This is a genomic window from Paenalicyclobacillus macrosporangiidus (assembly GCF_900116805.1).
GTDB classification, from domain to species: domain Bacteria; phylum Bacillota; class Bacilli; order Alicyclobacillales; family Alicyclobacillaceae; genus Alicyclobacillus_H; species Alicyclobacillus_H macrosporangiidus.
This window is the reverse complement of the sequence record NZ_FPBV01000004.1, coordinates 178,221-195,937: the sequence shown is the minus strand read 5'-3', so window position 1 is coordinate 195,937 and position 17,717 is coordinate 178,221. Positions and strand designations below refer to the sequence as shown.

Sequence of the window (17,717 nt, the reverse complement as noted above, 5' to 3'; positions counted from 1 at the left end):
GCTTGGCCTCATGTTGGATCACGATCACCCACCAGTAAACAACTACGACTACATTTTCATCATAATGTTGTGCCCCAAAGGGGCATGGGGGTTTTTGGAGGAACATCCCCATGGGAAGCACGGAAAAATCAACCTCAGAATGAACATCGGTCGCCGGAGTTTCCGAGGGCATGACCGGACCTGGAAAGCAGAGGAGTTGCGGATCACCGACGACGCACCGGATCGCATCCGGAGCGTGCTGATTCTGGCGCGGGACCTGGGGTTGAGGATTCATAATTGCACACCGGATCGACGTCACGCACGCGCGCCAAGCGTTGTCAACGAATGTATTGGAGGTCAAGGGCAAAGGGGGTCTGATCCGGTCCGTCCCGCTTCGAGGAGAAGCGCGTGACGTGTTGGCTCGGGCTGTCCGGCACGCACGACCCGGCGAAAGGTTGTTCGTTGCCCCCGGTGTGAAAACCGATGAAGCGATCCGTGAGGTGCAGGATTACATACGCCATCACCGCCCGCCGGGGAGTACGGTCACTGCACACGGACTTCGTCATGGGTACGCGCGGGACAGATATTTGGAGTTTCGCGAGGCCGGGCTGTCGGATAAAGAGGCCAAGGCCCGCGTGAGTGAACTGCTGGGCCATCATCGAGAAGAGGTGACGGACATCTATTCGGGGTCGTTGCGTTGATTTGGCCACAATGATACCTCAATACAGTACAACATTGCCGGGCTACGACCGACGCAACGAGTACGCGATGCATGGGACCCAGTCACACAAAGAGGTGTTCTGGCGATTTTTAGAATGACGAGGACCGACTGATGAAGGCAGCGGTGGTAACGGTTGGCGTACCGCTCGCGATCTGGAGTGTGCGTGCAGGAGCGAAACAGTTGCACACGGTGATGGTCGAAAAGAGCTGAATCGGTTCCGATGCCGGTGGCAGTTGCACTCCCGTCATCTCACTCAGGGCTTGTCCTGAGGTTGGAAAATTGAGAGAATCAGAATGGACGTATTCTGGGTGGAAGCGTGGGTGATGCCCATGAGGGGGCGACTTTTCTCCCTCTGCGTGCTGAGCCTTTCCTTGACTCTGGTAGGGTGCAACCCCTCGGGCGGGGGGGCGAGGGAATCTACGACCTACGGGGTGGGCAATGCAGTGGCCGTACAGGGACATGGTTTGCCTGGCAACGGGATCGACGGAAATGGTGAGGGAACGGGCGGGAGCCGGGTGTCGTCAGCGTTTGGGTGGTACTTTGTGCCCTTGGCGTCCACCATCGGTCCGAACGAGGCCATCGCTGGCTTGTCGGTCAACGGTGATCGGTTGGAACTCTTGATCCGGACGGACTCGGTCGATGACAACGGGAACGTCACGTTTTCGAAGGTCTGGCACCGTGCATGGTTCGATCCGGAGACAGCCACGCTCACGAAAGAACCGGACACCCCGGCCCGGTCACAGCAAACCTACGATGGCTCTGTCAGCCTGCAGTTTCCGATGACGTTCCCGGACCACTTTCAGCCGCAGACGGTCGCCGTCGAGATCGATGGCAAGCCGGCGGCAAAGTGGCCGGATGCGATTCCGATGTATGGGTCGGCGGCGAATCCATCGGGATCGACACCCGGAGACCTGGACAATCGGATTCTGGGACAGGTGGGCGACTGGATTTGGGTGGCATTGAAGGGACCTCAGTATCCGCCACTGTACCCAAACCAAGGACCGCTGTTGTGGGGGTTCCGTCGGTGGGATCGACTGGTGGCGTTCGACGTGCGGACGGGCGACGCGGTGCAGTACGCCATCCCGGCCAGCTACTCACGGTATGTTTGGATGGTATCCTCCGGGGCTGACCTGGTGGTGCCTACTTTTGCACGGGATGGTGATCACGTCTGGGTGGCCGTGGGCGAATGGATCGGCTGTTTTCCGGCCGATCCAATGGTTAGCGCGGGGGCAGGAACGGTGACCCAGGGTGGGAGCCCAGTGTTGCATGGCCCGGAGGATGCCTATGTCCGGAGCCAGGCGCAACAGATGATGGCGGAGCTGTCGGCGAAGCAGCGGGAGATCGCGGACTGCCTGGCGTCCTATTGGGATACGGCGGTGGGTGCCCATGTCCCGGGGATACCTTCTTTCGACGCCTATTCGGCTGGGCAGCGGGCCGCCTGGAACCTGGAGACGGTGATCTACAATCACGGCGTACTGCCGCCCGACCTGGTGTGGGCGATGGAATTCCCGCTTCCCGAGGACGATCCGTTAGTGAGGCAGCGCACGATGATTGAACGGACGGTTCTCTCGCTGGTGCAAAGTCCGCTGAACCTGGACGCCATGGGTGTGGTGACCAAACCGCCGCAAGCGGTGGTGCAGGAGTTTCACGGCAAACCTCCGGTCACGCTGCCAGGATATGAGATTCGAAACAACGCCTACTGGCCGAAAGGGTAGCCGGGGTTGACAGTGCGGCATTATGGATTCCGTACGGTGTGTCAGCAAAGTATGTCGAAAAATGTCGCCCGGAGATGGGCGGCTTTTTCGTGTTTGGTATGTCAAATAGCTTGGGACTTCGGCTAGCGCGGTCTCGGCCGTTTGTTTCTCCTGGTCCTTTTGCCCCTTGAATTGCTGGAGTTCATTCAACGCAAGGCGACCCTCCCTCTCCGACAAGACCACACGTGATCCGAATCCCGCGTGTGAACCAATATGGTGCAAACGCAGGAAGGGAGGTTCACGCAACGGCCATCAAGGTAGAACCCGAACTCGTTCAGCGGCTGCAGGCACAAGACGAAACGGCGTTCTGGGAGTTGTACAACAGCACCGTAACGGACGTCGTGAGGCTGGTGCACCATCTTCTGGAAAATCCGTCCGATCTCGAAGACGTCGTCCAGGACATCTACGTTGCGGTGTACCGGTCTTTACCGCAGTTCGATCCCGCACGGCCGTTCGGCCCTTGGCTTACGGGGATCATTCGTCAGGTGAGCGCACACCGGCGAAGGCAGTGGCGGCTAGGTCGGCTGAAAGACGCCTTAGTTCTGAGTGCGGATGCGCAGGCCGGCGGGATCCACTTCGACATCGCGGATGATGTGACCGAATCGCTCCAATGTCAAGCGCTGGTCCAGTCCATCCGCAGTCTACCGCCCAAACTGAAGACAGTGGTCGTCCTGCATTACCTGTATGACTACACGCGAAGGGAAGTCGCGGAGATGCTCGGGATTCCCCCCGGTACGGTGGCGTCACGGCTCCGGTTGGTGATGGACATCCTGCGCAGGAAACATGGAGTACCAGAATTGGAAGGCGGGGTGGAGGAGCACGGATTTTGAGGACCGCGTTCGTTGGACGCTGAAACAAGACGCGGCGTCCATCGAGATGGATGAGGTAGCGAGGAACAGAATGGCGGAGCGCATCGAACAGGGGTTGGCGAAACGGGTCGAGCCGCGGCACGGGTTGCGCAGAGCCGTCATCGGGACCGGGCTGGTCGGCGTTCTGTTGATTGGGGCGAATACCGCGGTGTGGGCGGCAACGGGGCGGAGCCTGTTGGATGTCATTGTGCAAACCCATCGAATATCGGCCGGTGATGGGATGATTTCCGGCTGGGCGTTCATCCCGGCGGGTGGAGCCTCTCCGACGGCCGGTTCGCCGCCGGTGGCAGACAACGGATTGCAACCCGTGACCGCCACTGGGCCGTCGTCGGCACCCAAACCTGAAACGGGAACGAAGCTGGGGACCCCGATGCCCCTGCACGCACAGAAGGAAACGCTCGGGTTATCCGCGGATGGCAAGCATTTCACTGCCGACCACTACAATTCGTCGCTGAGCGATTTCCTGGGGACAGACCGGTTTCCGAAGCTGAACACGGACGGCGCACAGGTGGATTGGGTGGAGGCCAGTATGAAAGACAAGGTGGCCCAGCAATTTGATCTGGACGTCACAGGTGTCATTCCGGTGAACGGGTTGCGTCATGTGATCCGGATGGTGTTGTATCACAATCACGCGGGATCATTCCAGATTGACGGGGACACGTCGGCGCCTGGCAACACGAAGCGCGAGGTGAAACTGAATGGCCAGGATGCGACGTACATCACCTTCACCAACGGGCACACGACACAGCGGTATCTGACCTGGAATCGGGGACCGTGGGTGATTCTCCTGACGGGAGACCTGCCGGAAGGTACGTTCATGCAGGTGGCGCAGAGTGTGGATCGACAGGCGCAGGCGGATGTGCCGCTCGTGTCAAACTTGCTGACGCAAACCTCCTGGGTCTCCCGTATCGCTTGACGGTGAGTCGAAAGTCGCTGTCAGCAGGCGGAGTGGAATTGAAGAATCGGAGAACTGGCGAAGCCACGCTTGTCCCACTGAAAGATGTCGAAGACGTCCTAGCTCCCAAAAGGTTCATGCAACGCTGGCGTCAGAAGCTCTTCCGTTTCCCAGACAGGATCAATGGTTCCTTGTCCTACTTCATCTTCTCACACAGGATGTTGTTTGAGCCATCTCAACTAGGTCCAAAGATGACGGTATTGCCTGTCCGAAATTAGACGGGCAAAATGTCCGTATCTTAGGATAGGGAAGACGCCCCTCTTCGCGTGGTGCTGCGGGAACAGCATCACAAGGGGCGTCACTCAGCTGATTAGTACTTATTGAAAGCCACATCCCCGGGCCACATCCCCAGTGTTTGTCGTCGGATTTCGGCTGGTGCCTGTGCGCGGAGTTCGTGAAAGAAGTCATTGAACACGGTCGGGGTGCGGGAGGACGAGGAATTATCCGTAGGTCAGAACGGATGTATATGGGCCGGAACGCGCTTCCTGGTCCTCTGGTGAGAACCTAAACGCCTCTTTTCGAATCATTACGGGTGACAACCGCGAAAGAGGTGAGGACCATGGAAGTCGTTCAACTGGTCGAGGCATGTCGCCAGGGTTTGCCAGAGGCTTGGAACACGCTTGTCTCCATGTTCCACCCACAGGCGCTGGGCTGGGTCACGCAGTTCTGCCGTGATCGCGATTTGGCGGAAGACATTGTGCAGGAGAGTTGGCTGACAGCCGCGCGCCATGTGTCCGAGTTGCGGAATCCGCAGGCGTTTCCGCGTTGGATCTTTCAGATTGTCAAGACGTAGGCGTACCGTGCGTTGATGCAAGCGTACAGGCAGCAGGCCGAGGAGAAGGAGGTGGCGGTGGAGGCTGACCAGGAACGGAGTACCGCCTTGAAACTGGATTTGGCACGAGCGCTGGAAAGCCTGCCATTGGAATTGAAACAGGTGTTCGTGCTGGCAGGCATCTATCGATGGCCCATCCGGGATGTGGCCTCGTTCCTGAGAATTCCGCCGGGGACCGTCAAATCTCGTTTGTCCAGGGCAAGGCAACAATTGCAAGCCGCGCTGACGGAGGAGGATGAGGATGCGGCCGGTCGGGAGCCTGCCACCGCGTCGTTGGACGACGTCCTGTCCGCATGGGGAACCGGGCCGGCCGAAGGTCGATCACACGACGGTCCGCGATACGTTGGCCCGAGCCTGGGCCACTATGAAGAGCCTCAGGTTCACCCTCATCAGGGAATGGCTGTCTGGCGAACGAGCCGGGAACAGACAACAGGCGCGGTACGCATGGCGTGCGCCCAAATTGGCTGCGGATCGAAACGGAATCGCCGGATGCCGGGAGCGTCGTCACCGTTTTTCATGGCCGACATATGCGGGTGTGGATGGCGAGCACCAACGCTATTCAGGAGGCGCAGGTCCCGCACGATGCGGATCCATCGTTCGTGTTGGGCCATCTTTTGAGAGAGTTGCTAACCCGGGATGACTTAGTGGTCATGCCGCCTGAGCAGCGCGAACGGTTGTGGCACCTGTGGGTGGAACTCGATCGCTACGTCACCGCCCAGGATGAAGAGGCGTGTGAGAGCGGCCACTTCTGGATTTATCCGGAAGACGGCCTGCCGAGGAGCATCGAGTACTGGAATGGGCACGGGTGTGTGTTCCGCGAAGTGATGGAGGACATCGAGTGGAACGTACCGGTTGCCAGGCGCGAGTTCACCTTACCGCCGGATAAGAAGAAGTTGCGCCTGTGGAAGTTGGGCGATGTCCTCGGCGGTATCCCGATTCGTGTTGAACCGCACGACGCGATACGGCAATGTCCGTTTCCGTTGATGGGGCTCGACCGGTCCGTCGTGAAAGAGCTCGGATTGCGCGACCACATCGAAATCTCCAAGTATCACAATGGACGAGAGTGGGCGGTCCGATACGGTGCGCCCGCGCGATCGAAGGCGGCGTTGCGGGGTGAAGCCTTCATCATCCTGTGGCAGGCAGGAGCGGTGACGGAAGACGTGCATGGTCATTGGGGGATCTCGGACCTCAAGGACGAGTGGCCACAACTCGGGGCCCAGGCGAGAAGTGGTGAAGTGATTACGCCTCGCTTCGTGATATCGAGACCGTATTGGGAAATGGACGGGAGGCCCTATCAGCTCATGGCTTCCGGCATTTCCGCAGACCGGTTGGTGAGCCTCGTAAGTTCGGTGAGGCCACTGCGCGAAGACGACGGAAAGTGAATGCCGTGCCCTGTGCCTTTTCCGAAGTGGCGGGATGTGGCTCGTGTGGTTAAGTCAATGTGCCACATTCAATATTTGAATGAGCGCCACGACATCGTAGGCGCAGATGAACAGGGTTCCGGCAAGCGCCAAGATGGGCACGGCCCGGACGCGAGTCAGCCGGTAACTGATGGTTGCCAGGAGGGTGAGGAGAAACATCGCCAACACCGGCCATGAGGGGATGGCAAAGGCCGCAAGGACCGTGAGGACGAACACAGCAGCGGTCAAAAACCAACGGATCGCCAACATGATTCCTCACTCCCACACGCGTCAAAGTGGTTAGGGACTTCCGGTGAGGTGGTTGATGCCTCACAGTGAGGAGATAACTCGTATGTGTATTCACTCCTCACGACGAATCGTGAGGAGATGTGGACCGCCTGATCCTTGTGTCATCTGACAACCTCCAGTTTCGTCGAATCAGAGTGAACATGGACACGGAGGTGTGCAGATGAAACCGAGAAAAGGACTGTCGGGACTTGAAGCCCTCGCGATCGCGATCATTGTGGCCGGTTGCGGAGTCAGTCAGACAAACAACTATACATCGACGTCTCCATCTTTGGATAAGACGACCAACGCAACTTCACAAATGGAATATCCTAAGCCGGCGAAGTTGGCCCCTGACAACTGGATCAACATACACATGATAACTGAAGATGTTGGTTGGGGAGTGCTGTATTCCACTAACCAAGGCTCCTCCGTGGTACGCACGGCAGACGGAGGAAAGTCCTGGTATAACGTTTCTCCCAGCACGGTAATGGGAGACGTTAATGGAGCAGACTTTCCCAACGGCAATGACGCTTGGTTTACGGTTCAATCTGTTTCAAAACCGGGAAACACATACGAACCATATCTGATTCTCTACCATACGGACAATGGTGGCCAGACATGGCAATCGGCCCGGATTCACGTTGGCCAAATCCTTGTGTACCAGACGCAAATCAGTGTCGTAAATGATTCCACCATCTATATGGACGTGATTCCACAGCACGGAATGAACAGTATGCCAGGACAATTGATGGTTTCGCGCGACGGCGGGGCGTCGTGGAGTACTGTAAAGACACCGAACGATCTCCCGTTGGGTGGTTCATTGCAGTTTGTCAACGCGACCACCGGGTGGCTGTCGACTAGCAATTCCACCACGGGCGATTACCAACTGTTTGAAACAACGGATGGCGGAACATCGTGGAGAGAAATTCACGTTCCTGTTCCAACAGAATTTAGCGGTGAACAAATTTCACTTTCACTCCCCCAATTTTCTACCGCAAATGCGAATCAGGGCATTCTTCAGGCTACGTTTCAACGCTATGGAAGTCTCATTGAGCATCGTGGTATTTATTCCACGAGTGATGCAGGTAAGTCATGGACCTTCGTCGGTGAAATGCCGGGCCTAGGCGGACTGGTTTCATTCCCAAGTACAAGTGTCGGGGTGGCTATTCCCCTCACACCAAGCAAGACATTTTCGACCCTGTACGAGACAACGAACGGGGGAACTTCATGGAGAAACATTACACTTCCGAAAGCCCCCTTCTCAACGCTGTTGCGAAATTACATTCCGACACAACTGGACTTTGTGTCGAAGTCTGTTGGCTGGGTCGTATGGGTGCCAAAACGTGCTGGTTCCTCTACAAATCAAATTTGGGAAACAACGGATGGAGGGCATACGTGGAAGAAAGTTTGGTCATGAAACCGGCACTCTGCATCAACCGGCGAAACTTCGGAAGTGGAGTCGTGAAACAGATGAGTACGCCCGAGTGATGCAGTGGATCGTGAAGGCGAGGGCGCTTCCCGAACGGCGTTCAAGGTGCCGGTCTGACATTGCGAACGGACAATGGCTGCCAGACGACGAGTCGACGGTTCATCCAAGCGATGAAGGTCTGCCAAATCAACCATGAGCGGACCGGGTACAACAACCCCGATGCTGACGCATACATCGAGCGATTCTTCCGGTCGCTGAAGGAGGAGGAGGTCTGGCTGCAGGAATACAGCAGCTTTGCCGAGGCGAAAGCGGCGATTGAGTCGTACATTCACTTTTACAACACGGACCGACCGCATTCCGCACTAGGTTATCGCTCGCCGTTGGAATTCAGAAATTGGAAAATGCAACAAAACGCAGCGTGAGACAGTTTTTATCTGAATTGAAAGTCTCTCATCTCTCTCTTAAAAGCCATCCCATCTGTCTTGACAAAGTCGGGTTCAATACGCACGAACGAACGTGTGGCGAAGGGCATGGGGGTGATACTGCTCCCCCAATTGTCTCAGCATGTGTTCAACTGTCCTCACTGAAATGCGTCGTCGCTGATTCGACAAGAACAACGGTTCGTCGAGGGAAACGTCTCCTCGCATAGAGAGATATTCTTGTACTCGACTTCTTACTTCAGACGTGGCGGGGACGACCCGTTCCTTGTCGCCTTTACCGCGGTTCACGTACACCAATCCGCCACGTTTCAATTCGATGTCCTTCACCTCGGACCAAGCATAGCGTGTGGCGGTCGAGAGTGTTGTCGAATGGAGGGAGGTTCACCAAAACTACAAAAGAACCACATTTCTCTTTACAAATACAGGGGGTTCAATCCGAGGCCCTGTGCAATAATAAAAATAGAAAATTGGGAATGAGTATGTGGAGAGGTTGTCTGGATGATACTCCAATCAAGGCTCATATCCTGGTGCAAACTGCCGTTGCAAAGTATCCACCTTCCATGTTCCGTTCACTTTCTTCAATGTCACGGTGAAGTTGACCAGGGTATGCGGCGTAGTGGTTCGAGCCACGGAACCATCACTGCCCATGTCTACGAAGGAGGCCCATGGGACACCCTGCCCAGTTACCACGGCCGTACCATGCAGATCGTCCACATTGATGGACGACCATTGGAGTGTATCCACTCCACCGTCCAACTGAAAACTTGTGGGTGTATCGTCGTACGCTATGATTTTGGGGAGATTCTGCTTTTCCCACTGCATGTACGATCCGTCCTCGGTGAACAACTGGGATGCGATACGCTGCACCTTGCTCTGATGTTCGGTCCGAATCGTGTCGTTCATCATCTCAGCAGCCTGAAGTGGGTCTAAGTGGGAACTCAAGGCGGATACGGCCTTCTTTAAAGGTTTGCCTGCGGGAACCTCATCCAGATCCGGAACGTGTGTGACTTTTAGGTCGCTGGGCGATTGGACTTCCATCATGCGGAATGGTGAACATTGCGCAATGTCGAATACCACAGCTTCTGTTGCCAGCGTGGTGACAATTTTCGAATCTTGACTCGCTCCGTAGATCCACGTGGACATGGCAGCTACGGTGACAGCCACAACCAATGACGCTGCACCCACCGCAATCTTCGCCGCATGCTTCATCAGGCTTGCACCACCTTTCGATCATGTAAATCTAGGTACGCGATAGGATAGCGGTACATGTCCGGAGGAGCGTGTTGCATCAGAAAATGACGAGATGCTGACCAGCCCCGCCACGTGTGTCCGCGGTGGGGCTTACTCATCCAGATGGTCGGCCAACTGACCGATGACTTTCACGGTGTGTTCGCTTTGAAGGTTCCCCGCGATCTGCCCGCTGCGGGTCGCTCCTTCGGCTCGCTTGCCAGCGGACGCTGCGATGTCCGCCGGTACTTCCACCTGTGCCGTCGCCAGCTTTTGTTCCTCCATCAATCTCATCAGTTTCTGGCGCACGTGTTCGAGGTGTTGACGCATCGCGGTCCCGGCCGCAGCCGCGTCTCTTGCCCGAATGGCCGCGGCAATTTGCTCATGTTCCGCTGCGACTTGCCGGATCCGCTCGCTGTCGCCCACGTTTTTGCCGAGCGTATAACGCATCCCCTCCGCGACGAGATCTGCAATCCGGTTCGCAAATTCCACCAACACCGGGTTTTTTGTCGCCCGCACAATCGCGTGGTGGAACTGCCAGTCGCTCTTCGCACCTGTTCCGTGCTCGCGTACCTCGTCCCAATAAGCCGACAGCGCTGCATCCATCTCGGCCAGGGCGTCCGCGTCCGCGCGCATGGCCGCCAGTTCTGCCGCTCCCACCGCAAGCATGGTGCGGACCTCCAGCAGATGCAGCGCCGCAGCCGGGAAGTCCAACAGCGACACCGCGATCGGTGGGATGTAATTGGACACTTCCATTCGCTGGACGAAGCTGCCTTCACCGTGCCGGATTTCGATGATTTGGCTCGCCGAAAGCATGGACAAGGCCTCCCGGATACTCATCCGGCTCACGCCAAACGCTTCGGCCAACTCCTTCTCGGAGGGAAGCTTGTCTCCTGGTTTCAATTCTCCGCGTTCAATCATCCCCTTGATGCGATCCACGACAGCGTCACTCAATCTCGACCGTCGAATTTTCTCCAAGTCGAGTCCTCCTTCTTTCACACGATCCGGCGGCAGGTTGCCAAGACTTCCGTCGCATGGGGCCGATCTGGCCCTAGCCGTATTATCGTGAAATCCCGCGAAATTCGCACGGACATTCATTGACAACGATGTAAGCGTATTCTATGATCCTGGTTGTTAGACAACCAGATGATCGGGTCACTTGGCATCATAGCAATGGTTCTGCTGGATGTGAAATCCGACAAGAGATTTGTGACCCGCGCTACAAGGGAGGGACGTTTATGAGCAATCCGGGGCTGTCGAGCTCAATCCAGGCAGGTGCCGAGCGGCGCACGCATTTCCGCTGGTGGTTTGCTGTGGTGCTGTGGTTCCTGCTGCTGGTGTCCTACGTCGACAGGACGAACATTTCCATCACTGGACCGTTGATGGTGAAGGATCACGTTGTGACCGATGCCGGGCTCGCCTTGGCCAACAGCCTGTTCCTGTTCATGTACGGGCTGTCGAACGTCCTCGGCGGGTATCTGGGAGATCGGCTCGGACCGCGCAAGGTCGCAGCCATCGCGCTCGCCTGGTGGTCCATCATGACCTTGTTCACCGGCCTCGTCTGGAGCACCGCGGCGCTCGTGTTGTCGCGGGTCCTGCTGGGTCTTGGTGAAGGCATGCATTGGCCGATGAACTCCAAGTGGGTAAAGGTCTGGTTCCCGCCCAAAGAGCGGGCCCGGGCCAACATGTTCTGGGAGTTCGGCCTGACCATCGGGCCCATCATCACCGGACCGCTGATCGCCTGGATGGTGCTGTCCTTCGGATCCTGGCGGCTGCCGTTCTACGTGTTGTTCGCCGTCGGGATCGTCGTGATGTTGCCGATTGTATGGTTTGTCGCGAAGGATCGGCCCCAGGAAAGCCGATACGTCTCCACAGCGGAACTCGCGTATATCCAAGAGGGGGCGGCAGAAGAGGACGTGCCGTTGGAGTCGGTGACCCTGAGGCAGGTGTTCCGCAAGCTCGACTTCTGGTTGCTGCTGCTCAATTGGTCTGGCATGGCAACGGTCTTCTATGGCCTGTTGTTCTGGCTGCCAAAGTACCTGTTGAATGTCCGGCACATCACGCTGCACAACACCGGCATCTGGAACATGCTTCCGTACATCCTGATGACGGTGTTCTTGATCATCACCGCACTGCTCAGCGACCGGTGGATGAAGCGGGCCATCTTTGCCGGGCTCGCCACCTTGGTTGCCGCGCTCGGGCTGCTGCTTGGCACACACACCAGCAACCTGACCCTGGCGATGGTCCTGATCTCGATCGCCAGTGCGATGAACGGTGTGGTCCTGCCGACCGTGTGGAGCTCGCTGCAAAAGATGTTTCCACGTCAGAACGTCGGCGTCGGCGCAGGTTACCTCAACGGCCTCGAGAACATCATCTCCGCCATCGGCACGTACATCCTCGGCATCTCGTTCGCGGTTGGGTTTCCGTACCTCATCATTTTTGCAGTGGTCGGCGGCATCAGTGGATTGATTCTCGCCGCGCGCGGGTACTGAAATATGGAACCTTGGCCCGCCGGATGAGTGAAGACCAGAGGCAGATCAGGGGGCAGGGCGAACAGCCTTGTCCCCTTATTGCGTCACAGGCCGACGTTCGTCATGCGGAATCGGGATGTGCTTGCAGCCCTCAATCCGGAGCATTTGGATGTCCTGTTGTGTGGCGTCACGTTTCATACGCACATCATGCCGGACGAAAACGGGGGGTGTCGGAACACCTTCAGCGTCAGGCTGCTGTCCGCAGTACTTCGATAAGCATGAAGATATCGTAGGCGCAAACCAACAAGGATCCGGCAAGCGCAACGAAGGGAATGGCCCGCGCGCGTGTGAGGCGGTAACCGACAGTCGCAAGCAGGGCGAGGAGACACACCGCCAACACAGGCCACGAGGGGATGGCAAAGGCTGCATGGAGGGTGAGGATGAATACGGCGCCGGTCAACAGCCATAGGATCACCAACATGGTCACTCACTCCAATACACGTCAGAGATGGGGCGGCGCGTCATTGGGAGGAAACAACTCGTAAATGTACTCACGTGAGGAGACGCAGGGCGTCAAAGATGGTACTTGTTATCCGTTTCACGCCAGCGCGATGACACGCGTACGGCTAGCCGGATGAACCAGGACATGCGTTGGGGACGAATCGACAACAACAACAGGCGACCACCTGGTCCAGTTCGTTGTAGAAGTCCTGCAGGGCCTTCCAGCGTGTGAGCATCAACTTCCTCGTCGGTGTTGGATGGGTAGACCCGGCTATCTGGATGCTTTCGTCCGACATCCGGAATGACTCATCGAACTCCGGCTTTTGGCGCCGGGCAAGAATGCGCTGGGCGATGAGCCAAAAATCGGGATCGGCTTAGAAATACACGCGCCTATCCTCGGGGCGTTTCAGACGTCGTACCATCCCAAGCTGTTCAAGGGTCCGGATGGTCACGTTCACGTTGTCCTTAGTGACCCCGAGCGTATCGGCCAACTCTGTCAAGCTCAACGAAGTTAACAAGTATGACAACAAGCCGATTCGGGCTCGTGTGGGAGCAGTTCAAAATGTCATCGAAGGGTGAAGAAACATCATTCTTTTTTTATAATTTTAAACATATTAGGTATAATGTTTCAACCGCTTCCAACGAGTTTTCAGGTCGAGAGGCACCTTTCGGCTTCTGGACGTGGGGATACGTGCCGTCGGTTCAAGGAGACAGTGTTCTCGTAGTGCGGTTGGGAAACCACATCACGGCGCCCCGTTTCTAGTTTGTGGGATGTCCTTTCTCCATCCGTCGGACAGCCAGTTGTATACTTCCGGACTTTCGATCCGCACGGCTTTTCCTGGGTGATCCCGGTCCACGAGTACCACGCCGTTGCCGGAGCCTTTGTCGAGTGTGATCTCGATCTGCTTTCCGTTGATTCAGTTGCAATTCAAGACCCGGGGGCCCCGCGTACGATCGTCCCGATCCCCGAAGACTTTGCACACCGTCGTTGTGGTTCACCCAGTCCAGGACTTTCTCAACCACATCATCGGGAAGCAGGTACGTGCGCAGTGCCGTGATGACGATACCTGAGGTTGGTGCGGGTGGAATGAACAGCGCGCGCTCAACCTCTTGGATGGGGTGGGCAACCCTGCGACGGATGACGAATTCTGTTTTGATTTGGCTTCTGAAGGTCTCGCATTCCCTTCCATCGTGGTCTTTGCAGACGCCATGGCGTGTGGGGGTTGTTTGGGTGTACTTTCACGACTTGCGACGGTGTCGTTCAGGTGGAACTCACCAGTCCAGACTGCCGTGATCCCGATACACACGCGTGATTCACAACCGGCCGGATCGGGAAGTCGCGGAACTCCTCGGCTGGTCGGAAGTCAGGGTCCGTGTGACCCTGCACCGGGCCATCAAGAAACGTCAGAAGGACTTCGTTGAAGCGGATGAACGACGTCCCAACCCGCGTGAAGGAAGGGAATCCGGATGGAATTGAAGGATATACAGGTATACAGGAGAGGTTGAGACTTTTGGGGGAAGTGCAGATGCCCGCTCACCTTCGCGATCGCGTGCGTGACCGCCATTGCGCGGGCGGAGGTTCCGTCACGTCCGGCAAACCGTGCGAGCGCCAGAACGCCGGTGTGGATAGGTGGAAGCATGGGTGCAGTGCCGGTGTTGATGATCGCGACGGGTGTGTACCTGTGGAACGGTGCGCCTGGGTACCCCCGGATCCGCCCGTTAAGCAGGCGGGGAACATGGTGAATGCTGAATCGCCGAAGCAGGGTTTCGGGTAATCGAACGGGTCTCGCCAGAAGGGCGCCGGTACGTCACCACAACCGACTGCGCCTGCTGCGGCTCATTCTTCAAACGCAGAAGCCACGAGCTTGTCGGAGAACCCTTCATCTGGCCATGCGGGAAATCTCCCCGCGAACAGCCCGGGAACGGACAACAACATCATGATTCCCCATACCGTGGAGTGGGGGAACAAAACCTATGTTCTCACAACGGAGAACGTGTCTCGCGTGGGAGCGGAAATCGGGCGGTATGGGCATTTTGCGCTGTATGCAATTTCGGATGAGCTGACCACGGGCGCGATCGCGGTTCACATCACCCGCAACATGTACCTGAAGGCCACGACAGCGTCGCAGGCAGTGGCTTCTCCGTAATGTGCGGGTTGGAAAAGAAGGGGAAGGACAGTATGGTCTCGAATGGTTACGTGGTGATGTGAGTACCAGGAATGGTTGCGTGAGAAGTGGGCGAGGCCAACGAGATCGATCCTGGAGGGTGACAAGGGTATCGACGGACGGAGGAGAAGCCGATGATGAAGGTTCCTTACGATCACCGCTTGCAACCGATTGACGAGCAATTGGCCAAACTCATTGCAAAGCGGTGGAAGCTGAGCCGGGGTGCGAACGCGTATCCGACCAGGGAGTTGATGGAGCGCTGGTGCGAGCTGTACGACATCAGCATCGACGTATTGGCGCCGGTGTTTGCGTCGATGTGCAACCCGCGCCGGCCGATGCGCCATCCCGTGTCGCCCCAGCATCTGCAGGGTGTCATCCCGGTGATGAAGCGGGTATCTGTCGACGGGGTGACGTACCAAATATCCCGAGTCGAGCAGTACGATGAGGCGAGTCTGGTGCACGTGGACGTATTCACCGGCGAGGATGCGGAGACGGAGGAGTTGGACGTGCAGTTGATGCTCGTGGTGGAACCGTTCACGGACCGGCAGGTACAACTGCACCGGGGACACATGGGCGGCAACCAGGCGTCCATGGCGTACGTGGTCACACCCAAACTGCCAGACGATCTCACTTCGGCCACGTTCCGCCTGGAGCCGTATCCGTTTCCTCACCGGCGTCGACCGCCGGAGCGGGTGCTGGACCAACCGGTTGCGTTCGAATAGATGGGTGATACGGCTCCGTGCATAGGAGTTTGTATGAAATGACGAGACGATTCGGCGCGCAGAGTGGAACGCAAAGAATGTGAAGTCTATTCGGTGGCCGGGCACCATGTGTAAGCGCATGATGGGATTGTGGAAATCCAACCACAATCCATCGTGCGCTTTTTGCATGGCTTCCTTTCGGGAAAGCCATGGTTGAAAGCGCCGGCGTCCTCGTTCACGTGGCAGAGAAACGGAATATCACGACTCGGTCTGCTAGAGGGGGCGCAGGACCATCGGACGGTCACGGTTCCGGTGGCCCAACTTCGCGCAGACCCGCCGGCAGGCACTCTGGCCAACGGGGGCATTGCGTATCCTGCGAGGTGCACCAACAACATCTTCGGCCGTGGAATTCATCGCACATCGTCCAACCCCCATGTAGAATCAACGGATCTCTTTGAAAGAGAAACTTGTACATGCGCCCCATGTTGTCACCCTGTTAGGTGGTACCCCGTCTCTTGGGGAGGAAGGTGAGGGATGTGCGGTGAAGAGTAAACAGTTCCTATTCACCGGATGTGTCGGTGTTTTCCTCGCAATCTTGAGCGGATGTGATGATGGAACGCCAGTTGACAGTATCACGAACAATCTCACCAACACAGGCTCTGTGTCCCTATCTCTTCGCACAATTGACATGAAAAGCACGCATAACGGATGGGCTGTGACAAGCGACGCTGTCATGTACACCACTGAGGGAGGCATTCACTGGAAGAAAGTATTGACCATTCCTGACGGAGGAGACATTCGGACAGACTTCATTTCAGCGGATGCCGCTGCGGTGGTTGTCAACGATCAAGGTTCGGACGGTTCTAGCAGACTGTTCATGACCTCTGATTCCGGGAAGCATTGGACACAGTCGGTCTTGCCAACAGCGGGGGTGACGGATGTCAGCTTCGTCGGTTCAAACGGATGGATCCTCTGCGATCCGGAAGGACAATCCATGGGATCTGAGCATGTGACGATGTTTCATTCGCAGGATGGTGGAAAGCACTGGGTGCGCGTAGCGGAGAGCACAGGGTCTTCATCATCCCACCAGATTTCGGATGCCGGAGCGAAAAGCATGGTGTTTGTTCATGATCATGTGGGCTTTGTGTCCGTCCAGGGGTGGATCGTGGGTCTCTACAGGACGTCTGACTCTGGACTTCAGTGGGATCGCGTGACGTTGCCGAACTTACAGATACCGGATGGAATGGAGGGAGGAGTCGGGAAACCTGTGTTTTTTGACGCAAGTCACGGGGTTGTTTCCTCGTATCGTACGGACCATCATCACGATTGGTTTGGCGCATACGTCACCGCCGACGGTGGACAAACATGGAGGTTGCAGAGCACCGTCACCTCAACGTCGAATCCCGATGGAATGCATGATGAATTCTGCTTCATCGACCAACAAACGTGGGTTTGGGTACTAGGAGATGTATTGTGGAAAACATCAAACGCTGGGCACTCTTGGAATACGATCACGTTGCCATTTTCTGAAGTGGTGAAACTCGACTTTGTCAATAGCAAGGAAGGGTGGGCACTGACGCGGGGGGACGAGGCGCTTTCCACCAGATTATTCTTCACGGAAGATGGGGGAACATCCTGGACGGAGATTCACCCACAGGCGCCTTGAATCTCCTTTGGGTGAGTTTGCGCGGAAATGGGTCGGTTCATTGGCATTCGCAAGACCGAATTGGGGCAGAACTCGACAGTCGTCTTCCTTTCGAACTCGGTGAAAAATGAACAGACGGTTTTCCGGGTTTCCTACCAGTTGTGCTGATTGAGCCGGACATGGTCTGTGTCCAGCCGTACATTATGTGGGCGGTGTTTGTGAGGCGGATGGAACGGAAACCGAATGGTTGAAGGAACCGCGGAAAGAGATCGCGAAGCACGGCAAGGAGACAGGTTGAGAAGGAATGCGGGATCGCCGCCTTGACGCTCACACAGCATCG

21 protein-coding genes are annotated in these 17,717 nt (G+C 56.8%); 13 read left to right on the top strand and 8 right to left on the bottom strand.

Annotated elements, in window-relative coordinates:
* Positions 1 to 274, bottom strand: a 274-nt coding sequence (locus tag BM357_RS20080) for a hypothetical protein (RefSeq protein WP_217647671.1), incomplete at its 3' end; no start/stop codon positions are given.
* A 43-nt stretch (positions 275 to 317) separates the two neighbouring features.
* Positions 318 to 500 carry a hypothetical protein gene (locus BM357_RS19225; RefSeq protein WP_139234581.1) on the bottom strand — a complete coding sequence of 61 codons (183 nt, stop codon included), beginning with the start codon at positions 498 to 500 and terminating at the stop codon, positions 318 to 320.
* Positions 501 to 1,215: 715 nt separating this feature from the next.
* Between BM357_RS19225 and BM357_RS05540 the strand changes: the two genes are divergently transcribed.
* From BM357_RS05540 to BM357_RS05515, 7 genes are all read left to right on the top strand, one after another.
* The gene (locus tag BM357_RS05540; protein WP_245783853.1) at positions 1,216 to 2,415 is read left to right on the top strand and encodes a hypothetical protein; all 1,200 of its coding nucleotides are present in this window, start codon (positions 1,216 to 1,218) and stop codon (positions 2,413 to 2,415) included.
* Positions 2,416 to 2,639: 224 nt separating this feature from the next.
* A complete protein-coding gene (locus BM357_RS05535) occupies positions 2,640 to 3,284 on the top strand; it encodes a sigma-70 family RNA polymerase sigma factor (RefSeq protein WP_175511452.1) in 645 nt (214 codons plus the stop codon).
* A 70-nt stretch (positions 3,285 to 3,354) separates the two neighbouring features.
* Positions 3,355 to 4,239: a DUF4367 domain-containing protein gene (locus tag BM357_RS20195; RefSeq protein ID WP_245783852.1), complete on the top strand. Its 885-nt coding sequence runs from the start codon at positions 3,355 to 3,357 to the stop codon at positions 4,237 to 4,239.
* 2 nt (positions 4,240 to 4,241) lie between these two features.
* Positions 4,242 to 4,496, top strand: a complete 255-nt coding sequence (locus BM357_RS20190; RefSeq protein WP_245783855.1) for a hypothetical protein — start codon at positions 4,242 to 4,244, stop codon at positions 4,494 to 4,496.
* Between the two features lie 341 nt (positions 4,497 to 4,837).
* Positions 4,838 to 5,071, top strand: coding sequence for an RNA polymerase sigma factor (locus tag BM357_RS05525; protein WP_074950428.1), 234 nt, complete (start codon positions 4,838 to 4,840; stop codon positions 5,069 to 5,071).
* Positions 5,072 to 5,086: 15 nt separating this feature from the next.
* Positions 5,087 to 5,728 (top strand): RNA polymerase sigma factor, encoded by a 642-nt coding sequence (locus BM357_RS20655; RefSeq protein WP_425426517.1) that lies wholly within the window; start codon positions 5,087 to 5,089, stop codon positions 5,726 to 5,728.
* Positions 5,650 to 6,492, top strand: coding sequence for a hypothetical protein (locus tag BM357_RS05515; protein ID WP_175511440.1), 843 nt, complete (start codon positions 5,650 to 5,652; stop codon positions 6,490 to 6,492). The genes BM357_RS20655 and BM357_RS05515 overlap by 79 nt, the downstream gene beginning before the upstream one ends.
* Before the next feature lie 54 nt (positions 6,493 to 6,546).
* On the opposite strand, the gene BM357_RS05510 is transcribed toward BM357_RS05515, so the two are convergent.
* Positions 6,547 to 6,780: a hypothetical protein gene (locus BM357_RS05510; protein WP_074950422.1), complete on the bottom strand. Its 234-nt coding sequence runs from the start codon at positions 6,778 to 6,780 to the stop codon at positions 6,547 to 6,549.
* 199 nt (positions 6,781 to 6,979) lie between these two features.
* Between BM357_RS05510 and BM357_RS19220 the strand changes: the two genes are divergently transcribed.
* On the top strand, positions 6,980 to 8,215 hold the full coding sequence (locus BM357_RS19220; RefSeq protein WP_139234579.1) for a hypothetical protein: 1,236 nt from the start codon (positions 6,980 to 6,982) through the stop codon (positions 8,213 to 8,215).
* Positions 8,216 to 8,346: 131 nt separating this feature from the next.
* A complete protein-coding gene (locus tag BM357_RS05505; protein WP_175511451.1) occupies positions 8,347 to 8,649 on the top strand; it encodes an integrase core domain-containing protein in 303 nt (100 codons plus the stop codon).
* A gap of 75 nt (positions 8,650 to 8,724) precedes the next feature.
* Here BM357_RS05505 and BM357_RS20650 read toward each other — a convergent pair whose 3' ends face one another.
* The 3 genes from BM357_RS20650 to BM357_RS05490 all read right to left on the bottom strand — a co-directional run bounded on the left by BM357_RS20650 (position 8,725) and on the right by BM357_RS05490 (position 10,872).
* Positions 8,725 to 8,994 carry a tyrosine-type recombinase/integrase gene (locus BM357_RS20650; RefSeq protein ID WP_074950420.1) on the bottom strand — a complete coding sequence of 90 codons (270 nt, stop codon included), beginning with the start codon at positions 8,992 to 8,994 and terminating at the stop codon, positions 8,725 to 8,727.
* A gap of 183 nt (positions 8,995 to 9,177) precedes the next feature.
* On the bottom strand, positions 9,178 to 9,876 hold the full coding sequence (locus tag BM357_RS05495) for a hypothetical protein (protein ID WP_074950418.1): 699 nt from the start codon (positions 9,874 to 9,876) through the stop codon (positions 9,178 to 9,180).
* Between the two features lie 132 nt (positions 9,877 to 10,008).
* Complete coding sequence (locus BM357_RS05490) at positions 10,009 to 10,872, bottom strand: FadR/GntR family transcriptional regulator (RefSeq protein WP_074950416.1); 864 nt, start codon at positions 10,870 to 10,872, stop codon at positions 10,009 to 10,011.
* Positions 10,873 to 11,132: 260 nt separating this feature from the next.
* Here BM357_RS05490 and BM357_RS05485 point away from each other — a divergent pair, with 260 nt between their 5' ends.
* Entirely contained in the window at positions 11,133 to 12,386 is a 1,254-nt protein-coding gene (locus tag BM357_RS05485) for an MFS transporter (RefSeq protein ID WP_074950414.1), read from the top strand.
* Between the two features lie 226 nt (positions 12,387 to 12,612).
* Here the strand turns inward: BM357_RS05485 and BM357_RS05480 are convergent, their stop codons facing one another.
* Together BM357_RS05480 and BM357_RS20645 are read right to left on the bottom strand one after the other, a co-directional pair.
* Complete coding sequence (locus BM357_RS05480; protein ID WP_074950412.1) at positions 12,613 to 12,846, bottom strand: hypothetical protein; 234 nt, start codon at positions 12,844 to 12,846, stop codon at positions 12,613 to 12,615.
* Between the two features lie 394 nt (positions 12,847 to 13,240).
* Positions 13,241 to 13,393, bottom strand: coding sequence for a MarR family transcriptional regulator (locus BM357_RS20645; RefSeq protein ID WP_483869892.1), 153 nt, complete (start codon positions 13,391 to 13,393; stop codon positions 13,241 to 13,243).
* Positions 13,394 to 14,731: 1,338 nt separating this feature from the next.
* Here BM357_RS20645 and BM357_RS05470 point away from each other — a divergent pair.
* The 3 genes from BM357_RS05470 (at position 14,732) to BM357_RS05460 (ending at position 17,398) form a co-directional block, all read left to right on the top strand.
* The gene (locus tag BM357_RS05470; RefSeq protein WP_074950408.1) at positions 14,732 to 15,013 is read left to right on the top strand and encodes a hypothetical protein; all 282 of its coding nucleotides are present in this window, start codon (positions 14,732 to 14,734) and stop codon (positions 15,011 to 15,013) included.
* A 152-nt stretch (positions 15,014 to 15,165) separates the two neighbouring features.
* Positions 15,166 to 15,753: a hypothetical protein gene (locus tag BM357_RS05465; RefSeq protein ID WP_139234576.1), complete on the top strand. Its 588-nt coding sequence runs from the start codon at positions 15,166 to 15,168 to the stop codon at positions 15,751 to 15,753.
* A gap of 520 nt (positions 15,754 to 16,273) precedes the next feature.
* Positions 16,274 to 17,398, top strand: a complete 1,125-nt coding sequence (locus BM357_RS05460; RefSeq protein ID WP_074950405.1) for a WD40/YVTN/BNR-like repeat-containing protein — start codon at positions 16,274 to 16,276, stop codon at positions 17,396 to 17,398.
* Positions 17,399 to 17,717 lie beyond the last annotated feature (319 nt).

Excerpts from the sequence above, each read along its gene's own strand:
- BM357_RS05525 (WP_074950428.1), top strand. The coding sequence starts at position 4,838 with ATGGAAGTCGTTCAACTGGTCGAGGCATGTCGCCAGGGTTTGCCAGAG.
- BM357_RS19220 (WP_139234579.1), top strand. The coding sequence starts at position 6,980 with ATGAAACCGAGAAAAGGACTGTCGGGACTTGAAGCCCTCGCGATCGCG.
- BM357_RS05485 (WP_074950414.1), top strand. The coding sequence starts at position 11,133 with ATGAGCAATCCGGGGCTGTCGAGCTCAATCCAGGCAGGTGCCGAGCGG.
- BM357_RS05515 (WP_175511440.1), top strand. The coding sequence starts at position 5,650 with ATGGCGAGCACCAACGCTATTCAGGAGGCGCAGGTCCCGCACGATGCG.
- BM357_RS05480 (WP_074950412.1), bottom strand. The coding sequence starts at position 12,846 with ATGTTGGTGATCCTATGGCTGTTGACCGGCGCCGTATTCATCCTCACC.
- BM357_RS19225 (WP_139234581.1), bottom strand. The coding sequence starts at position 500 with ATGGCGTATGTAATCCTGCACCTCACGGATCGCTTCATCGGTTTTCAC.
- BM357_RS20195 (WP_245783852.1), top strand. The coding sequence starts at position 3,355 with ATGGCGGAGCGCATCGAACAGGGGTTGGCGAAACGGGTCGAGCCGCGG.
- BM357_RS05495 (WP_074950418.1), bottom strand. The coding sequence starts at position 9,876 with ATGAAGCATGCGGCGAAGATTGCGGTGGGTGCAGCGTCATTGGTTGTG.
- BM357_RS05510 (WP_074950422.1), bottom strand. The coding sequence starts at position 6,780 with ATGTTGGCGATCCGTTGGTTTTTGACCGCTGCTGTGTTCGTCCTCACG.
- BM357_RS05465 (WP_139234576.1), top strand. The coding sequence starts at position 15,166 with ATGATGAAGGTTCCTTACGATCACCGCTTGCAACCGATTGACGAGCAA.
- BM357_RS20655 (WP_425426517.1), top strand. The coding sequence starts at position 5,087 with ATGCAAGCGTACAGGCAGCAGGCCGAGGAGAAGGAGGTGGCGGTGGAG.